Raw genomic sequence first — 16,575 nt, 5'->3', positions numbered from 1 at the left:
AGGAAGGGCCGTCTGTGAGTTCGCAGAACCGAACCGGCAGCCGACGCATAAAGATCACATCGATCACTGGCTTGGCACTAGCCGGCGCGTTGGTTTTGACCGGATGTTCACCAGAGGTAGAGAAGGGTTGGCTGCCTACAGAGCGCGGCACGACCAACCACACTGACCGGATCATGGACCTCTGGGTCAACTCATGGATCGCCGCCTTGGCAGTCGGTATTATCACGTGGGGCCTTCTGGTCTGGTGCATCATCGCTTACCGTCGCCGCAAGGGCACCACGGGTTTCCCCAAGCAGCTCAGCTATAACCTGCCGCTCGAGGTCTTCTACTTGACCATCCCGCTGTTCATGGTGCTGGTGTTCTTCTACTTCACCGACCAGGACCAGCGTGCGATCGATGACCGTTCGCAGCCCGCAGACGTCGTTGTTGATGTCCGCGGTAAGCAGTGGGCCTGGGACTTCAACTACAAAAAGGGTGAGGTCATCAACGAAGACCTCCACGAGGCCGGCGTTCAAGCCCACCTGACCGGTGCAGAGGTCAACAAGGAACTGCTCCCCACCCTGTACTTGCCGGTTGGCAAGTCAGTGGACCTGGAGCTGAACTCCCGCGATGTCATCCACTCTTTCTGGGTACCCGCTTTCCTCCAGAAGCGCGACATGATTCCAGGCAAGACGAACTACATCAGGTTCACCCCCACCAAGGAGGGCACTTTCGATGGTAAGTGCGCCGAACTCTGCGGTGAATACCACTCCGAAATGCTCTTCCGCGTCAAGGTTGTCTCCGAGTCTGAATTCCAGGCTCACATGGAGAAGCTGCGCCAGGATGGCAACACGGGCCTGCTCGGTGCGGAATATGACCGCAACCCGAACCTGAACGAAACCAAGTAAGGGGAGCGACGTGGCTACGTACACTCAATCCGCACCGGGGGTCCTAGAAGCTCCCGTAGTTCCTAAATCCAAGGGGCGCATCGTCGTCAACTGGATCACCTCCACGGACCACAAGACCATCGGGTACATGTACCTGATTGCGTCGTTCGTGTTCTTCTGCCTCGGCGGCGTCATGGCTCTGTTGATCCGTGCTGAACTGTTCGAGCCCGGTATGCAGATCCTGCAGACCAAAGAGCAGTACAACCAGATGTTCACGATGCACGGCACCGTGATGCTCCTGATGTTCGCTACACCGCTGTTTGCTGGCTTCGCCAACGTGATCATGCCGCTTCAGATTGGCGCCCCCGACGTTGCCTTCCCGCGTCTGAACGCCCTGGCTTTCTGGTTCTTCCTCTTTGGCTCGACCATTGCCGTTTCGGGTTTCATCACCCCCCAGGGTGCTGCATCGTTCGGTTGGTTTGCGTATGCGCCACTCTCGAACACGACGTTCAGTCCCGGTGTGGGTGGTGACCTGTGGGTCTTCGGCCTGGCCCTGTCGGGCTTCGGCACCATCCTTGGTGCCGTCAACTTCATCACCACCATCATCTGCATGCGTGCACCGGGCATGACCATGTGGCGTATGCCCATCTTCACCTGGAACACGCTTGTTACGGCGATCCTGGTCTTGATGGCGTTCCCGCCGCTGGCTGCAGCCCTCTTCGCACTTGGTGCGGATCGACGGTTTGGTGCCCATATCTTTGACCCCGAAAACGGCGGTGCAGTCCTCTGGCAGCACTTGTTCTGGTTCTTCGGCCACCCCGAGGTGTACATCATCGCGCTGCCGTTCTTCGGCATCGTGTCCGAGATCTTCCCCGTCTTCAGCCGCAAGCCGATCTTTGGCTACAAGGGCCTGGTTTACGCGACGATCGCTATCGCCGCACTGTCCGTCACCGTGTGGGCCCACCACATGTACGTGACCGGATCCGTGCTGTTGCCGTTCTTCGCCTTCATGACCATGCTGATCGCAGTTCCAACAGGCGTGAAGTTCTTCAACTGGATTGGAACCCTGTGGCAGGGCTCCATTACGTTTGAAACGCCCATGCTTTGGAGCATCGGCTTCCTGGTGACGTTCCTCTTCGGTGGTCTCACGGGTATCATCTTGGCATCGCCGCCGCTGGACTTCCACGTATCTGACTCGTACTTCGTTGTGGCGCACTTCCACTACGTGGTGTTCGGTACCGTTGTGTTCGCCATGTTCGCAGGGTTCTACTTCTGGTGGCCCAAGTGGACAGGCAAGATGCTCAATGAGCGCCTGGGCAAGATTCACTTCTGGCTGCTGTTCCTCGGCTTCCATGGCACGTTCCTCATCCAGCACTGGTTGGGTGTAGAGGGTATGCCGCGTCGTTACGCCGACTACATGCCGCAGGATAACTTCACGTGGATGAACCAGTTCTCCACTATTTCTTCCTTCGTCCTGGGTGCTTCCCTCCTGCCGTTCTTCTGGAACGTCTACATCACCTGGCGCAGCAATAAGAAGGTGGAAGTGGATGATCCGTGGGGCTTCGGTGCTTCACTGGAGTGGGCAACGTCCTGCCCGCCGCCGCGCCACAACTTCACCTCCTTGCCCCGTATCCGCTCCGAGCGCCCGGCTCTGGACCTGCACCACCCGGAGTTGGCCCAGATTCACACCGCCGAGGCCCCGTCACCCGCAGCAGCCGTTTTGGGTAACGCCGACCAAAGGGACGTCAGCAAATGAAAATTGAATCGTGGCTCTTCGGAGCTGGAGTCTTCTTCTTCGTCCCTGTATCCATTGCCTACGGTTTCCTGACGGAATGGAACGAGTGGGTCGGTATCCTGGGTATCCTGCTCGTCGGTGGCCTTGCCGGCATGATCGGCGGCTATCTTGGCTTCACGGGTAAGCGCATCGGCATGCGGCCCGAAGACCGTCCCGACGCAGAGATCCACGAAGGCGCTGGCGAACAGGGGCACTTCAGCCCTTGGAGCTGGTGGCCGTTGGTTCTTGGCTTGGCTTGTGCGGGTGGCTTCCTTGGCCTCGCCATCGGCTTCTGGGTGACCTACGTCGCCGGCGGCCTCGCCTTGATTGCCTTGGTTGGCTGGGTCTTCGAGTACAGCCGTGGCGATCACGCCCACTAACTAGTTAGTACTACGACGATGGGCCCCACCTTCTGGTGGGGCCCATCGTCGTTAAGTCCTCGTTGCGGCGGGATCGCACTGTGGACCTCCGAGGGTCTTCAATGAAGCTGGGAGTGCTTTCAGTGGGCTTGTGCGCCCTCCAGGACGGCGGAAAGTGCAATGAGGGCTCTCTCAGCCTCGGGGAGGGTCTGACCGTCGCTAAGAGCGTCCGGAGCTACTGCAAGAAAGACCTCGCACCCATGCCCAAAATCCTCGGTCATGACCTCCAGAAGGGAACGTGCGTCCACTGGTGGGCCGTCTTGCTTACGGATGGTGACGGGCAATCCCGTCTCGGTGACAGCCCGAACGAATACTGCCGCCGCCCGTGCGTGCAGCCCGATTTCAGCGGCTACGAAGGCTTTGTGCTCCGGCAAGCCTGCTCCTTTGATACGACGGAACGTCCGTCTGAAAAATGATCCTTACCAGCCTAGCCGCCAGAGCGCGACGCATTCCACATTTCTCAACGGTGGTCTAGACCTCCCGCCAGCCTGAATTATCCTTGAACCATGACTCAATTGCTGGATGGCTGCCGTGGCTGAGGCAGCAAGCATTGCCGGTGAGATCGACCGTGCCAGTGGGACACCCATCTACGTTCAGCTTCGTGAGATTCTGCGGACGTTCATTGCCCAGTCCTGCCCACCAGGGTCGGCGCTCCCTTCGGAGCGGGATCTGTCGGAACGGTTCGGGCTGGCCAGGATGACCGTACGTCAGGCCATTGATGCTCTGGTTGGCGAAGAAGTCATAGAGCGAGTCGTGGGTCTTGGAACATTTGTCAGGAAGCCAAAGCTGGATCTGCAGGTGAAGTTGACCTCCTACAGCGAGGAAATGCAACGTCGTGGAATGGTGCCCGCCGCAAAGGTTCTTAGTTTCGAACAAATCGCGGCAAGTGCATTCCTCGCCAGGGAGCTGCAGCTGGATGAGGGCACGCCCTTGGTGCGGTTCAGGCGGCTGCTGTTGGCTGACAACGAACCCATGAGCGTAGATGAAAACTTCATTCCGGCGCATCGGGTTCCGGGACTCCTCGACGAGGCGCCCCCAACATCGCTGTACAACGTTCTGAGTGAACGATTCGGTCTGGTGATGGAGTGGGGCGAGGACATGATTGAGGCCACTGCGGCGTCACCGTCAACTGCAAGGCTTCTCAACGTTGATGTAGGCGCTCCGCTGCTCAAGATACAGCGACACGCCTTCGTAGCCCGCGCAATGGTTGATTACTCAGTCTCGTACTACCGCGCGGACCGCTATAAGCTCTGGGTTCCCTTGCAGCGCCCCGGAACTCGACCCACCCGGAACTACTCCTCGGGGTATCGCACGCACTAGCCCCTGGGCTAAACGGGCCCTGATGGTCCGTGGAAGAGTGAAATACATAAGGGAAGGGCCCGGTCCATGTGGACCGGGCCCTTCCCTTGCATTGCGTGCTGAGCGCTAGTGGCTCAGGCTCTTCTGGTCTTCACCAGCTGCGATGGCTTCGTGGTGGCCATGAGCGTGCGCTGCTTCGAGTTCCGCCGGCGTTGCCGGGGCAACACGGTCTTCGAAGAACCAGCGTGAGAGTGCCGCGCGGCGTTTCTCCTTGCGCGTTACAACGCCGTGCTCGTTCGGCTGTGCCGGGATGGGAGCCGGTGACTCGAACCCGACGAGCTTGTAGCGCTTGTACTCATCCAGCGGTGCGTGGACCTCGATGAACTCACCGTGAGGGAGTCGGACTATTCGGCCCGTCTCACGACCGTGGAGTGCGATTTCGCGGTCCTTGCGTTGGAGGGCAAGGGCAATGCGCTTTGTCACAATGAAGGCGATAACAGGGCCGAAGAAGAACAGTGCCCGCAGCCAGTACGTCACATCGTTCAATGACACGTGGAAGTGCGTTGCGATGAGGTCGGAACCAGCAGCTGCCCACATCACGCAGTACCAGGTAAAGCCTGCAACACCGATCGCTGTACGGGTCGGGGCGTTGCGCGGACGGTCCAGAACATGGTGTTCGCGGTTGTCCTTAGTGACCCAGCGTTCGATCCACGGGTACATAAACATCACTGTGAAGATGATTCCGGCCGGTACGAGTGCCGGAAGCAGGACGTTCAGCGATAGGGTGCGCCCAAAGATGACCCACTCAAAATGGAAGTCGTTGATGACACCCGGCATGAGGCGCAAGGCGCCGTCAACGAACCCGATGTACCAGTCAGGCTGGGTACCGGCCGAAACAGGGGAGGGATCGTAGGGGCCGTAGTTCCAGATCGGGTTGATGGTGAACGCTGCAGCCATGAGCGCAAGGACGCCGAAGACGATGAAGAAGAATCCACCAGCCTTTGCAGCGTATACCGGGCCCAGAGGGTAGCCGACGACGTTGCCGTCATTACGACCCGGGCCAGGGTACTGGGTGTGCTTGTGCACAACCACCATGAAGAGGTGGATGACAATCATCAGGAGGATGAGGGCCGGAACCAGGAGGATGTGCAGGACATACAAGCGGCCGATGACGGCCGTACCCGGGAACTCTCCACCGAAGAGGAAGAAGGAAGTGTACGTTCCGATAACCGGAATGGACTTGATCACGCCGTCGATGATGCGCAGGCCGTTGCCGGACAGCAGGTCATCGGGGAGGGAGTAGCCGGTGAAACCGGCAGCCATTGCCAGGATGAGCAGCACGCCGCCCACAACCCAGTTCATTTCGCGGGGCTTGCGGAAAGCGCCCGTGAAGAAGACGCGCAGCATGTGCACACCGAGTGACGCTACGAACAACAGCGCTGCCCAGTGGTGAACCTGTCGCATGAACAGCCCGCCACGGACGTCGAACGAAATGTTCAGCGATGAGCTGTAGGCTACCGACATTTCGACGTTGTACAGCGGTGTGTAGGAACCCTGGTAGTGGGTTTCCGCCATGGATGGGTCGAAGAAGAAGGTCAGGAAGGTACCCGACATCAGCAAGATGACGAAGGAGTACAGCGCCACCTCACCGAACATGAACGACCAGTGGTCGGGGAAGACCTTTCGGCCGAACTCGCGCAGGATGCCGGAGCCGCCAACACGCTCGTCCACGAAGTTGGTGAAACTACCAACCTTGGTCTTCGGAACGAAGGGGGCTTCAGCTGTTGATGAGGCGCTCATGCTCGTCACGCTCCCAGTAACTCGGTCCTACAGGTTCTCTGAAGTCGCTCGTTGCGACGAGGTAGCCCTCTGCATCAACTGCGATGGGCAGTTGGGGGAGCGGACGGCTTGCCGGTCCGAAGATGACCTTGCATTCCTGCGTGAGGTCAAAAGTGGACTGGTGGCAGGGGCACAGGAGGTGGTGTGTCTGCTGCTCGTAGAGAGCAACCGGGCAACCGACGTGCGTGCAGATCTTGGAGTAAGCAACGATGCCGTTGTAGCTCCAGTCCTCGCGGCCCTCCGAGGGGTTCAGCGAATTCGGGTCCAGGCGCATCAGGAGAACGACGGCTTTTGCCTTCTCGTTCAGCTTGCCTTCGTGGAGCTCGTTGAGGCCTTCGGGGATCACGTGGAAAGCCGAGCCAATGGTGACGTCCGAAGCCTTGATGGGGGTGCCATCGGGGTCGCGGGTCAGGCGCTTGAGCTTGTCGCCCTCAGGCGCCCACATGGTGTGTGCCAAAGCATTGTCCGGCCGCGGACCCAGATCGCCGAAGATGGCGAGGGCAGGCAGGGGAGCAAGTGCAACGGCACCAAGAAGGGTGTTGCGGATCAGCGGGCGACGCTTGATGCCGGTCTCATCGACGATGTCGTCGACGATACGGACTGCTGCCTGGCGATCCTCTTCAGTACGGATAGCGTGGCGCTCTTCCGACACTTCATGATCGGGCATCAGGGCCTTGGCCCAGTGCACGATGCCGGTGCCGATGCCCAGCATTGCAAACGCAGTACCGAGCCCCAGAAGGAGGTTCTGGTTGCGGATGGTCGCAATCGAGGTATCGTCGCCCAGGTCGATGGCAAAGTAAGCCACCAGGAAAATCAGCGTACCGATTACAGAGGTGCCAAACAGAATGGCTACCTGACGCTCAGCGCGCTTTGCGGCCACCGGGTCCGTGTCAGCCAGGCGCAAACGATGCGGAGGCAGTCCAGGATCCTGGAACTTCTCCACCTCATTCTGACCAGCCGTAGCTACGGTGCCCGAGTGGTTCGGACTGCCGTCACTATGGTTGCCCATAATTCGCCTCATCCTTCTCTCGTTGTCTCGGCCGGGGCCGAGTTATTTTCAGTTTCAAACTGCTGACCGTGCAGCAGAAGTTTGTCGTGTCCGGATTAGGACGTGCGGGATGTCAGCCAGATCGTGAACGCGATGATGACACCCAGACCGGCAACCCAAACAAACAGGCCTTCAGATACCGGGCCAAGTGAGCCCAAGTCCGCGCCACCGGGGGAGCCGCTGGCTTCGATGGTCTTCAGGAAGGTGATGATGTCGCGCTTGTCCTCAGGGGTGACGTTGGAGTCACTGAAGACGGGCATGTTCTGCGGGCCGGTGACCATCGCTTCATAAATGTGCTCAGCGCTCACACCTGCCAACGCGGGGGCAAACTTGCCGCGGGTCAGGGCGCCACCGGCAGCAGCGGCATTGTGGCACATGGCGCAGTTGACACGGAAGAGTTCGCCGCCATTGGCTGCGTCTCCCTTTCCGTCAAGGAGGTTTTGTTCGGGAATAGCCGGACCTGCACCCAGGGATGCGACATATGCAGAGAGCTGCCTGGTCTGTTCCGCGTTGAACTGGGCGGGTTTCTTCTGGGCCTGCGGGCCGCTCATCTGCATGGGCATACGTCCGGTGCCAACCTGGAAGTCAACTGCAGCAGCACCCACGCCGACCAGCGAGGGGCCGTCCTGGGTTCCGCTGGCACCCATGCCGTGGCAGGTGGCGCAGTTGGCGGCAAAGAGCTTGCCGCCTTCCTCTACGTCACTTGCGCTGAAGCTTGTGGTGCTGGCCTTGGCCTGGTTGACAGTTGTGGCAACGGCATACAGCCCACCAGTGAGGAGGAGGCCCATCAGCAACAGCGCAATGGCTGCCAGTGGGTGACGTCGCTTCTGCGAGAGTGCCTTCACGTGGTGGTTCCTTTATTCGATCCTGCGTCGGCTCCGAGAGCCGCTTCTTGAAATTCTGCCTCTTGTAGAAAAAGAGTCAAAGCCGGGCTTACTTGAGTACGTAGATGACCAGGAAGAGGCCGATCCACACAACGTCAACGAAGTGCCAGTAGTACGAGGTGACGATCGCCGACGTCGCTTCAAAGTGCCCGAACTTCTTGGCTGCGAACGCGCGGCCAATGATGAACAGGAACGCGATCAGGCCGCCAAGGACGTGCAGGCCGTGGAAGCCCGTGGTCATGTAGAAGGCGGAGCCGTAAGCATTGGACGATAGGGATACATGCTCAGAGACAAGCATGGCGTATTCCATGGTCTGGCCGGCTACGAAGAAGGCACCCATGACGAACGTGAGGGAGAACCATTCGGTCATGCCCCAACGTGTGAACTGCAGGAGCCCACCGGTTCGGCGCGGCTCGAGCCGTTCGGCGGCAAAGACGCCCATCTGGCAAGTAAAGGAACTTGCCACAAGGACGATGGTGTTGACGAGCGCAAACGGGAAGTTGAGCTTGGCCGTCTCCTCGGCCCACATCGTTCCGGATGTGGAGCGCAGGGTGAAGTACATGGCAAAGAGGCCGGCGAAGAACATCAACTCACTGGACAGCCAAACAACGGTTCCAACAGAAACCAGGTTGGGGCGGTTCAGCGTCGGGTGCGCCGGGGTACTGGGGGCATGGGTCGCAGATGTCACAAGGACATTATGTCTGTAAAAGTCCAGACTTCCCAATGCAAACCACCGATTCGGGAGACTTTTTCTACAAAGGCGCGAATTCGCGCGGAAAAGTTCCCGGCCTCGTTCACATTGGTCATCGGCGTGGCTGGCTCGATAGCATCAGTGAGTGACTTCTCCGGCATCGGCACCTGCAGCCAGTAATACCTGGCCAGGGCTCATCTCTGCACTGATCAACGGCGACGACCTGGCAGTGGGCAACACAGAGTGGGCCATGAACACGATCATGTCCGGAGAAGCGACTCCCGCTCAGATCGCCGGCTTCCTGGTTGCACTTCGTGCCAAGGGCGAGACGGTGGAAGAGTTGGCCGGCTTGGTTGCGGCCATGGTCCAGCACGCCAATCCGATCGCCATTTCCGGTGAGAAGCTGGACATCGTAGGAACCGGTGGGGACCGGTTGAACACCGTGAACATCTCAACCATGGCGGCGCTGGTGGCCGCAGGCGCAGGGGCCAAGGTGGTGAAGCACGGCAATAGGGCCGCTTCGTCAACATCGGGTTCTGCCGACGTTCTGGAGGCCTTGGGTGTCCGTTTGGATCTGTCGATCGAGCAGGTGGCGAGGAACGCCGAAGAAGCGGGAATCACATTTTGCTTTGCCCAGGTTTTTCACCCCTCGTTCCGGCATACGGCTGTTCCGCGCCGCGAACTGGCTGTACCTACAGCCTTCAATTTCCTGGGGCCGATGACCAATCCTGCGCACGTGCAAGCCTCAGCGGTGGGTGTAGCGAATGCCCGCATGGCGCCGTTGGTGGCGGGAGTTTTGGCCCGCCGAGGTAGCCGGGGCCTGGTGTTCCGGGGTGACGATGGGCTGGATGAGTTGACCCCCACGGGACCATCCACTGTCTGGGAGTTCAGGAACGGAACGGTCAGGGAGCAGGTGTTTTCACCTGAAGACATGGGAATCCGCCCTTCGACAGTTGCGGACCTTCGTGGTGGGGACGCCGCAGCAAATGCGGCAGTGGTGCGTGAAGTCCTCGACGGTAAGACGGGTCCGGTGCGTGATGCCGTTTTGCTGAATGCCGCGGCTGGACTGGTGTCAATCGATCTCGACGCCGATGGGAGCCTTGAGGAGCGGATGCGCACCGCTTTTGCAAGGGCGGCAGAATCCATTGACTCCGGCAAGGCTGCCGAGGTACTCGCCAAGTGGATCGCCCTCAGCCAAAGCTGACGAACAGCGGCCCTGCTGTTACTCGAATCCGAGTGCGAACGCTGCGTCCAGGTCGTGCTGTGAATAGGCCCGGAAAGCGATGTGGGTAGTCGTGTGGACCACTGAATCAACCTTGGACAGGCGGTCGGCGATCACGTCGGCGAGCTCCTCGTGCTTTGTCACACGGGCCACGGCAATGAGGTCCCATTCACCGGTGACTGAGTAGACCTCGCTGATGCCCTGGATGGCCGAGATCTGTTCTGCGGTCTCCGGTATGCGGGAGGCATCGGTTTTGATCAGGACGAAAGCGGTGATCACGTGGGGCCTTTCCGGAAATGCATCGTTGCGGACGATTTCCAGCCTAGTGCATTCTCGCTGGGTGGGGCTTGATCACACCCGCCGCTGCCGCTTACGCGACACGCGCAGTAGCAATGTCGCAAGGACCCTGTGTCCGAGAAGCAGTACGCCGAGGCTGATCAGCGCCACCAGGACAAAAGGTAGTACGACGGTTTGGCCTGTGACTGCCCTCAACAACATTCCCACCAGCACCGCAACGATCCAGATGCACACCCCGGATGGCCATGCAGCCAATGGTGCCCGCCACGCACGTATGACCACCCAGGCAATCGCAGCTCCGGTCAGGAAAGGCCATGCTGTGGCGAATGCCCCCGAAATGATGTCTCCGCGGGCGTGTGCGTCGCGGCCAATGGCGGCGAAGACAAGAATGAGCAGAACGTCGGCAATAGCTGCGGGGATCCAAAGTCGAGATGGTGAAGACATACTGCCGACACTATCCGGGCCTTCCTTCCTGCGCGAAGCCGGCTCCCACGCCACAGCCCTTGCGTGCAGTCCGATGGGCCGTCACCATGAGGGCAGGTGCCCACGTGAGAGCCCAATTTTGGAGGATGCCGTGCGATTTGTTCAGGTGGCCCAGCATGCCGAAGATCTTCAAAGGGCAGCGGCCTTCTACGCAGCGCTGTTGGACGCTGAGCCGAGTGCCATCATTGATCCGCCCGGCCTCCTGTTCTTTGATGTAGGCGGGGTTCGCCTCTTGTTGGAGAAAGGTGCGCCGTCGGCGCTCGTTTACTTAGAGGTGGCGGACCTTAATGGAACCGTGGCAGATCTTCGGCGCAGGGGAGTGCGCATCATCACGGAGCCCCACGTGATCTATATGCATGAAGACGACACCCTAGGACCCGCCGGCTCGGAAGAGTGGATGGCATTCATCGAGGACAGTGAGGCCAATACCGTGGCTTTGGTGAGTCGGATACGCACGTCGGGGGACTGACAAGCAGGCGACCGCTCCGAGACCACGGCGCGTGGCGCCGGGTCGGCGATAGGCCGTTTCGCCGTCGGGCGTTGTGTGGGCGATCTCACGGTACTAACCTCTGACGGGGGCCACCAGGCAGGGACCCCGGATGGAGAGGAGTTCACTGTTGAGTTCACGAGGCTGTCTGGCATGGGGGAGAGGCGCCGGTTGGCGCTGTTGGCAATTCCGCACGGTGACGTGTGACCATCACAACAACGAGGAGAACTGACGATGACAACCCGCCTCAACCCGTACATTTCATTTCGGGACAACGCGCGCGATGCAATCACTTTCTACGAATCCGTCTTCGGCGGCGAACTCAACATCAGCACTTTCGGCGACTATCAGGCAAGCGAAGATCCAGGGGAAGCCAATAAGGTTATGCACGCCATGCTGGAAACTCCGAGCGGATTGACCTTGATGGCTGCTGACACGCCAAGCGGCATGGAGTACAACCCCGGTGACAACATTTCAGTCTCCCTGAGTGGAGAGTCGGCGGATGAACCGGAGCTCCGGGCGTACTGGGACAAGTTGATCGACGGCGGCACCGTCACTGTCCCATTGGAGATGGCGCCCTGGGGCGACACCTTCGGAATGTGCGTAGACAAATTCGGCATCGGCTGGCTGGTCAACATTGCCGGATCCGAGCAGCAGCAGTAGTTCCGGGACGCAAGGAGAAGCTGCCGCGGGACTGACCTGACGGAACCTCTTCTAGCTTTACTGGGAACCGTGCGTATTCGATTCCAAACTATTCTGTTCTAGCGTCCTCCATTTTGGGGCGGACTCGAGGTGGGGAGTTTGTTAAATGGATCCTTCGATACCAACTGTTAGCGTCAATCTCTGGCGCGCGGACGTTGTTGTTCTCTACGACTGGCTGATGTCGGTTGATCTGAACTCGGTGCCGATTACGCACCCGGCGGAGAAACAGGCCTTGGCGGATCTCCTGACTCGCATTGAAACTGAGACGGACGTACCTGGTGTCACCCAGACGCAGATCGACATCGCACGCGCAGAGGTTGCCCGTGACATGGGATGGTGAGTCCCAGGCTGCCGGAATTCAAGTGGCAGTCTGTCGGGCAGGCGCTCGGCTGGGCGCGTAGAGCTGCCATTGGGCCGCCGCTGCTGCAGCGTGTTTTTGTGTGACTGGTAACTGTAGCCAAGCATTTCTGCACCGAGCGGGGCGGGCACTTCCTTGACTAGCGCGCGCAGGGCGTGATTATTCGGTTGGAACTCATGCCCACTTTTTGCCCGTGCTGTCGCGGCGTAGATCATCCAAGAGTCGGAGGGCTGCTAGCTGGGGGTAGTCGTCCCGGGCAAATCGCCATCGGTCGTAGGCATTCCAGTAGCTCAGGGCTCTTTGTTCTGTGAGCTTCACGAACGTTGGGTTGTCGGCGATGAACTGTCTGTATGACTGGAGAAGTTTTGGGCTTTTTGGTAGGTCCGTGGTGAGGAATTGAAGTACGTCAGCTGCGATCTCGACCACGTATTCGCCGCAAAGTTGGATGACGTAAGGGATGGTCCACGGAGCGTCTTCTTGCAGGAGCTTCCTGAGGGCTTTTTGACGGATTCTGCCGTCAGCGCTTCTAGTCATCCAAGCACAAAGCACGAGTAGTTGGGTTTGGTTCAAATGCCTAGTTCGGCGCGACTCAGGCCACGCGTAGTAGACCCTATAAGGGATCTGGACGAGCTGACCCTCGATGAGTATTCCGGGCCGTTGTGGGACTCCGGAATGCGTGTCTTGAATTAGGTGAGGCGTCGTCTGGAGTTCCGGGCTTCTCAAACTAAGGAGTGCGGAGTCAGCGTCTGTGCGAATCGATGAAGGCACGGCGCTTAGGAGTAGCGTGTCGCTAGCCGCAGCTTTGTTCATTGAGTCATTAAACAGTGCTTCAAGAGCGGTTGTGTCATCTAGGTCCCCGGCCGAGTTCGTGGGTATCGGGACCAGGGTTCTGCTGCGGCTGCAGCGTGCTTTTGCGTGACTTGGTAGCTGTAACCGAGCATTTCTGCCACGAGCGGTGCCGGGACTTCTTTGACGAGCCCTCGCAGGGATGCGTTGCGTGCGCCCAGGAGGTCGATGCCGATTTCTCGGAGGCGTTCCATGAGCGTATTGGGGTGGATGTGTTGCCCGGGCCGGTATCCGGGAAACAGCCATTCGCTGCTCGAGCTGCTGCCGGTGCGCATGTTGGGCCGGGAGGCCAGGTGTTCTGTGAGCAGTGAGGCGAAAGGTTCCGGTACTGGCGCTGGATCTCCGTCGCCTAGTGACAGTCGCAGGCCATCGGGAGTGAGGACAACGTCGGTGCTTTTCATCGCAGCGATCTTCACGACTGGCTGGGCGTAGAGCAAAAGGAAGGTGGCGGCGACGCGGTATTGCAGGGTGTCGACGTTGTCGGTGAGGCAGGCTTTGAGCATGGCGAGCCGCTGGCCCTGGGTGAGCAGCGGCGCGGTCTTGGCCTGTCGGAATCCGATGGTGATGTTGGTGCAGGTCCGGTTGTTGACCCCCCAGACGAAGAAGGTTCTGATGGCGTGCCTGGTGGTTGGGCCGTCGGCCAGCCATGCGTCCACGTCGGCTTGGACGCAGGAGGCGGCGGTCCGTCCGTGGGTGAGCTTGAGCCAGATGAGGAATTTGATGGTTTCGGTGATTTCCTGCTTCGCACTGTGCACGGGGCCGCGACTGGGTTTCCCGTCTTTGGAGAGGCTCCGGATGCGTCGCAGGTGGTGCCACCGGGCAAAAGACTCGACCGGCCGTCTGATGTCGGCGTCGCCAAGGTCCGCGAGCTTGCTGGCGAGCCAGCGTTCGAAGAGGGCGAGGTAGTGGTCCCTGTTCGGGAGTAGCTTGTGGTGGGTGAGCAGGCTGCGCATGTGTTCCACTCGCAGGCTTTTTGGTTCCTGATCCAGCGCTTCATGGCTGAGCGGTATGCCGCCGGTGGCCAGCCGGGCGAGTAAGTCGCGAACACCAGGTTTGCGCAGCCATGTGAGGATACTTTCGGGGCGCTGGGCTCCGCAGAGCGCGCCGAGCAGTTTCGTCGCCGTCGTTTCCGGTCCCCGGTCCTCGTCGACGCGCAACAGGACGGTGAGGTCATCCCGAAGTGAGCACCGTGCGCAAGTGTTCTGGCGGTAGTGCTCGGTTTCCGTGCCGCAGCGGGAACAGTGGTAATCCTGGGTGATACCCGCGCAATCGACACAGACCGGTTGGTCGCCGTGGGCAGCAGACCGCCCGGGAAGCATGCGCGCTGTTCGGCAGCCGGCGCAGGGTCCGTGCGTGCGCAAGGCGATCGTGAAACAAGTCCCGCAGATCCTGCCTTCCGGCCAGCTGGCGCGGTGCCTGCCGGCTGACCTGAAGCATCTGTCACAGGTGAACGCCCCTGCCGTACGGGGCCGGCCGCGGACGGCAATCCGCGGTGTGATCTCAGCCGTCATCGCGGATCACGCGGGCCCGTTTGGGCCGGATGGTCTTGTTCAGGTCCACGACGTTGGCGTCGGACGCGACCTTGCGGACCTTGGCATCTATTGCCGTGACGGTGACGAGGTCCTCGGGTCCGCAGGAGAAGATGTCGCAGAGCGCAGCAATCATCATCAGTGAAACGCGTTCCGGGCGCTGAGTGACCAACCGGTAGACCTGGGAGGCAGAGAGTTCGATGCCGCGTTCCTTCAGCAACGGGCTCAGGTCGGTGCTGTTGTGCATTCCTCGGGCTGCCATGAGTTCCGCAAGCCGCCATCGGTAGTCGATCTCTCGTTTCATGAGGTTCAGTCTTCCATCCCGGCCAGTGCGTCCCTGATGGTCGAGTCCAGGGCGCGGCGCAGTGTTTTGACGCGGTAGTCGCTGGAAACGGACGTATAGAGGGCCGTAGTCGACGCATGTTCGTGCCCGGCCTGGTGCTGAACAAACAGAGGGTCCATGCCGGCCTCAATCAGGTGGGTGACGTAGGAGCGGCGCAGGGAGTGGATGTCCAGTCCGGGGGAGAGGTCCAGGTCTTCGCAGTAGCGGTTGAACCTGCGGTTCAGCGCCGTCTCGGAAACCAGGGTTCCGCGCTCGGAGGGGAATAGGTCCAGCCCGTCAGTCATGTGCCGGTGGCCGCGTTCCAGCCAGTCGGCGATGATCTCTGCCGACCAGTCAAACACCGTCAGGACGCTGCGGCGTTTCGGGGGAGACCCTTTCATGGCCTTGCCATAGCGGACCTGCAGCACCCCGTACTTGCCGAACTCCCGGGCGTGCGGGTTCCGGGCAAAATCCACGGTCTGGAGGTGCCTGACCTCATTGCGTCGCAGCCCCCAGCTGTAGGCCACCTTGAACAGAACAGCGTCGCGGTAGGCCGGCAGCCAGCCCTTGCGACCCAGGGTCGCGATCCGGTCCACCTCGTCATCGGCTCGGTCAAAGAAGGCCTGCAGCTCCTGCCTGGTGAACGGGCGCCGGACAGGAGTGGATTCTGTCGCCTGGGCATGGACTGCGGTGTTCCAGTCAAAGCAGACCTGCGAAGGGTGTGTTCCGAAGTACTGTTCGCAGACCCGGTCCCAGCCGTACTCAGGCGACGCTGCGTAGGCGCAGAACGCCCTCAGTGCTGCCTGGTAGCTCCGGATGGTGGATTGCGCGGCATGCTTCTCGCCGCGAAGATCCCCGAAGAACTCGTCCACGTGGGCCGGCGTCCATTGCCATGGATACTCGTTGGTGGACTCCTGGAACCGCGTCACTAGCCGTTCCCGGCCCTCGATGGTGCCAAGTGCCAGGTTCCGGCTCAACTGCTGGTTGCGCCAGCCAGTGAGCATCTGGGTGAACACGTAGTCTTCCGGGTGAAGGAAACTCACAGCGCCGAAGTCGAGCACCCGTCCCGCTGAATCGACCGCCACAAAGCCTCCTGATACATTGCATTGGATGCAAGAATCATGCAATTAATGCAGAATTCGCGCAAATCCGCGGAACCGGGCGCCATTCCAGCCTGATGCAATCCAGTCTCTGAGGGCCTGCGCGATGGACTCACAAACACCCTGGCGGACCATTCGCGCGGTGTTTCCCCAGTTCAGGGGAACATTTCGGCTTCAAGTGACGCGATACCGAGTGGCCGGGGGCGGAGGAGGAGTGATCGTGCATCAAATGCAATAATCACTGTTTTACTTTACATAATGTAGATTATCGGCGTTAAAAGTACGGGAGTAGAAGTAGCCGCGAGAACTCCCGTAAACCTTGAACGTTCACGATCGTGAGTTCCTGCATTGGATGCACATTTCCATGGCTCACTGAAGTGAGAGCGGTTAGGCAAATCCTCTGAACACG

Annotated in this window: 19 protein-coding genes; 8 read left to right on the top strand and 11 right to left on the bottom strand. The window is 60.0% G+C overall.

Annotated features, from left to right (window positions below):
• Nucleotides 1-14: 14 nt before the first annotated feature.
• From coxB to RIF72_RS16815, 3 genes are read left to right on the top strand one after another with little or no spacing between them, the layout of a single operon-like run.
• Complete coding sequence (gene coxB / locus RIF72_RS16825) at nt 15-887, top strand: cytochrome c oxidase subunit II (protein WP_309075986.1); 873 nt, start codon at nt 15-17, stop codon at nt 885-887.
• A gap of 10 nt (nt 888-897) precedes the next feature.
• Nucleotides 898-2,622, top strand: coding sequence for a cytochrome c oxidase subunit I (gene ctaD, locus RIF72_RS16820; protein WP_309075985.1), 1,725 nt, complete (start codon nt 898-900; stop codon nt 2,620-2,622).
• Entirely contained in the window at nt 2,619-3,020 is a 402-nt protein-coding gene (locus tag RIF72_RS16815; protein ID WP_309075984.1) for a cytochrome c oxidase subunit 4, read from the top strand. The genes ctaD and RIF72_RS16815 overlap by 4 nt, the downstream gene beginning before the upstream one ends.
• Before the next feature lie 119 nt (nt 3,021-3,139).
• Here the strand turns inward: RIF72_RS16815 and RIF72_RS16810 are convergent, their stop codons facing one another.
• Complete coding sequence (locus RIF72_RS16810; RefSeq protein WP_309075983.1) at nt 3,140-3,433, bottom strand: HPr family phosphocarrier protein; 294 nt, start codon at nt 3,431-3,433, stop codon at nt 3,140-3,142.
• Nucleotides 3,434-3,581: 148 nt separating this feature from the next.
• Between RIF72_RS16810 and RIF72_RS16805 the strand changes: the two genes are divergently transcribed.
• The gene (locus RIF72_RS16805) at nt 3,582-4,379 is read left to right on the top strand and encodes a GntR family transcriptional regulator (protein ID WP_309075982.1); all 798 of its coding nucleotides are present in this window, start codon (nt 3,582-3,584) and stop codon (nt 4,377-4,379) included.
• A gap of 105 nt (nt 4,380-4,484) precedes the next feature.
• Here the strand turns inward: RIF72_RS16805 and RIF72_RS16800 are convergent, their stop codons facing one another.
• The 4 genes from RIF72_RS16800 to RIF72_RS16785 all read right to left on the bottom strand — a co-directional run bounded on the left by RIF72_RS16800 (nt 4,485) and on the right by RIF72_RS16785 (nt 8,817).
• Nucleotides 4,485-6,158 (bottom strand): ubiquinol-cytochrome c reductase cytochrome b subunit, encoded by a 1,674-nt coding sequence (locus RIF72_RS16800; RefSeq protein ID WP_309075981.1) that lies wholly within the window; start codon nt 6,156-6,158, stop codon nt 4,485-4,487.
• On the bottom strand, nt 6,136-7,206 hold the full coding sequence (locus tag RIF72_RS16795; RefSeq protein WP_309075980.1) for a Rieske 2Fe-2S domain-containing protein: 1,071 nt from the start codon (nt 7,204-7,206) through the stop codon (nt 6,136-6,138). Before RIF72_RS16795 ends, RIF72_RS16800 begins: the two co-directional genes overlap by 23 nt.
• Before the next feature lie 95 nt (nt 7,207-7,301).
• Nucleotides 7,302-8,090 carry a c-type cytochrome gene (locus tag RIF72_RS16790; RefSeq protein WP_309075979.1) on the bottom strand — a complete coding sequence of 263 codons (789 nt, stop codon included), beginning with the start codon at nt 8,088-8,090 and terminating at the stop codon, nt 7,302-7,304.
• Between the two features lie 88 nt (nt 8,091-8,178).
• Entirely contained in the window at nt 8,179-8,817 is a 639-nt protein-coding gene (locus RIF72_RS16785; protein ID WP_309075978.1) for a heme-copper oxidase subunit III, read from the bottom strand.
• A 148-nt stretch (nt 8,818-8,965) separates the two neighbouring features.
• On the opposite strand from RIF72_RS16785, the gene trpD reads away from it, so the two are divergent.
• Nucleotides 8,966-10,024 (top strand): anthranilate phosphoribosyltransferase, encoded by a 1,059-nt coding sequence (gene trpD, locus RIF72_RS16780; protein ID WP_309075977.1) that lies wholly within the window; start codon nt 8,966-8,968, stop codon nt 10,022-10,024.
• An 18-nt stretch (nt 10,025-10,042) separates the two neighbouring features.
• Here the strand turns inward: trpD and RIF72_RS16775 are convergent, their stop codons facing one another.
• Both RIF72_RS16775 and RIF72_RS16770 read right to left on the bottom strand, forming a co-directional pair.
• Nucleotides 10,043-10,321: an Lrp/AsnC family transcriptional regulator gene (locus tag RIF72_RS16775; protein WP_211712356.1), complete on the bottom strand. Its 279-nt coding sequence runs from the start codon at nt 10,319-10,321 to the stop codon at nt 10,043-10,045.
• Nucleotides 10,322-10,393: 72 nt separating this feature from the next.
• Nucleotides 10,394-10,783: a DUF3054 domain-containing protein gene (locus RIF72_RS16770; RefSeq protein WP_309075976.1), complete on the bottom strand. Its 390-nt coding sequence runs from the start codon at nt 10,781-10,783 to the stop codon at nt 10,394-10,396.
• Nucleotides 10,784-10,913: 130 nt separating this feature from the next.
• Between RIF72_RS16770 and RIF72_RS16765 the strand changes: the two genes are divergently transcribed.
• From RIF72_RS16765 to RIF72_RS16755, 3 genes are all read left to right on the top strand, one after another.
• On the top strand, nt 10,914-11,291 hold the full coding sequence (locus RIF72_RS16765) for a VOC family protein (protein WP_309075975.1): 378 nt from the start codon (nt 10,914-10,916) through the stop codon (nt 11,289-11,291).
• Nucleotides 11,292-11,543: 252 nt separating this feature from the next.
• Nucleotides 11,544-11,972: a VOC family protein gene (locus tag RIF72_RS16760; protein ID WP_309075974.1), complete on the top strand. Its 429-nt coding sequence runs from the start codon at nt 11,544-11,546 to the stop codon at nt 11,970-11,972.
• Between the two features lie 145 nt (nt 11,973-12,117).
• Entirely contained in the window at nt 12,118-12,351 is a 234-nt protein-coding gene (locus tag RIF72_RS16755) for a hypothetical protein (RefSeq protein WP_309075973.1), read from the top strand.
• Nucleotides 12,352-12,543: 192 nt separating this feature from the next.
• On the opposite strand, the gene RIF72_RS16750 is transcribed toward RIF72_RS16755, so the two are convergent.
• The 4 genes from RIF72_RS16750 to RIF72_RS16735 all read right to left on the bottom strand — a co-directional run bounded on the left by RIF72_RS16750 (nt 12,544) and on the right by RIF72_RS16735 (nt 16,151).
• Nucleotides 12,544-12,903, bottom strand: a complete 360-nt coding sequence (locus RIF72_RS16750; RefSeq protein ID WP_309075972.1) for a hypothetical protein — start codon at nt 12,901-12,903, stop codon at nt 12,544-12,546.
• Between the two features lie 314 nt (nt 12,904-13,217).
• Nucleotides 13,218-14,534, bottom strand: coding sequence for a hypothetical protein (locus RIF72_RS16745; protein WP_309075971.1), 1,317 nt, complete (start codon nt 14,532-14,534; stop codon nt 13,218-13,220).
• A gap of 181 nt (nt 14,535-14,715) precedes the next feature.
• Nucleotides 14,716-15,048 carry a helix-turn-helix transcriptional regulator gene (locus RIF72_RS16740; RefSeq protein ID WP_309075970.1) on the bottom strand — a complete coding sequence of 111 codons (333 nt, stop codon included), beginning with the start codon at nt 15,046-15,048 and terminating at the stop codon, nt 14,716-14,718.
• A 5-nt stretch (nt 15,049-15,053) separates the two neighbouring features.
• A complete protein-coding gene (locus tag RIF72_RS16735) occupies nt 15,054-16,151 on the bottom strand; it encodes a site-specific integrase (RefSeq protein WP_309075969.1) in 1,098 nt (365 codons plus the stop codon).
• Nucleotides 16,152-16,575: the final 424 nt, after the last annotated feature.

Origin of the sequence: Paenarthrobacter sp., from assembly GCF_031180005.1 — a bacterium.
Lineage (GTDB): Bacteria > Actinomycetota > Actinomycetes > Actinomycetales > Micrococcaceae > Arthrobacter.
This window is presented reverse-complemented; position numbering and strand designations above follow the sequence as displayed.

Excerpts from the sequence above, each read along its gene's own strand:
- RIF72_RS16815 (WP_309075984.1), top strand. The coding sequence starts at position 2,619 with ATGAAAATTGAATCGTGGCTCTTCGGAGCTGGAGTCTTCTTCTTCGTC.
- RIF72_RS16805 (WP_309075982.1), top strand. The coding sequence starts at position 3,582 with ATGGCTGCCGTGGCTGAGGCAGCAAGCATTGCCGGTGAGATCGACCGT.
- RIF72_RS16800 (WP_309075981.1), bottom strand. The coding sequence starts at position 6,158 with ATGAGCGCCTCATCAACAGCTGAAGCCCCCTTCGTTCCGAAGACCAAG.
- RIF72_RS16795 (WP_309075980.1), bottom strand. The coding sequence starts at position 7,206 with ATGGGCAACCATAGTGACGGCAGTCCGAACCACTCGGGCACCGTAGCT.
- RIF72_RS16770 (WP_309075976.1), bottom strand. The coding sequence starts at position 10,783 with ATGTCTTCACCATCTCGACTTTGGATCCCCGCAGCTATTGCCGACGTT.
- RIF72_RS16760 (WP_309075974.1), top strand. The coding sequence starts at position 11,544 with ATGACAACCCGCCTCAACCCGTACATTTCATTTCGGGACAACGCGCGC.
- RIF72_RS16755 (WP_309075973.1), top strand. The coding sequence starts at position 12,118 with ATGGATCCTTCGATACCAACTGTTAGCGTCAATCTCTGGCGCGCGGAC.
- RIF72_RS16750 (WP_309075972.1), bottom strand. The coding sequence starts at position 12,903 with ATGACTAGAAGCGCTGACGGCAGAATCCGTCAAAAAGCCCTCAGGAAG.
- RIF72_RS16745 (WP_309075971.1), bottom strand. The coding sequence starts at position 14,534 with ATGCTTCCCGGGCGGTCTGCTGCCCACGGCGACCAACCGGTCTGTGTC.
- RIF72_RS16740 (WP_309075970.1), bottom strand. The coding sequence starts at position 15,048 with ATGAAACGAGAGATCGACTACCGATGGCGGCTTGCGGAACTCATGGCA.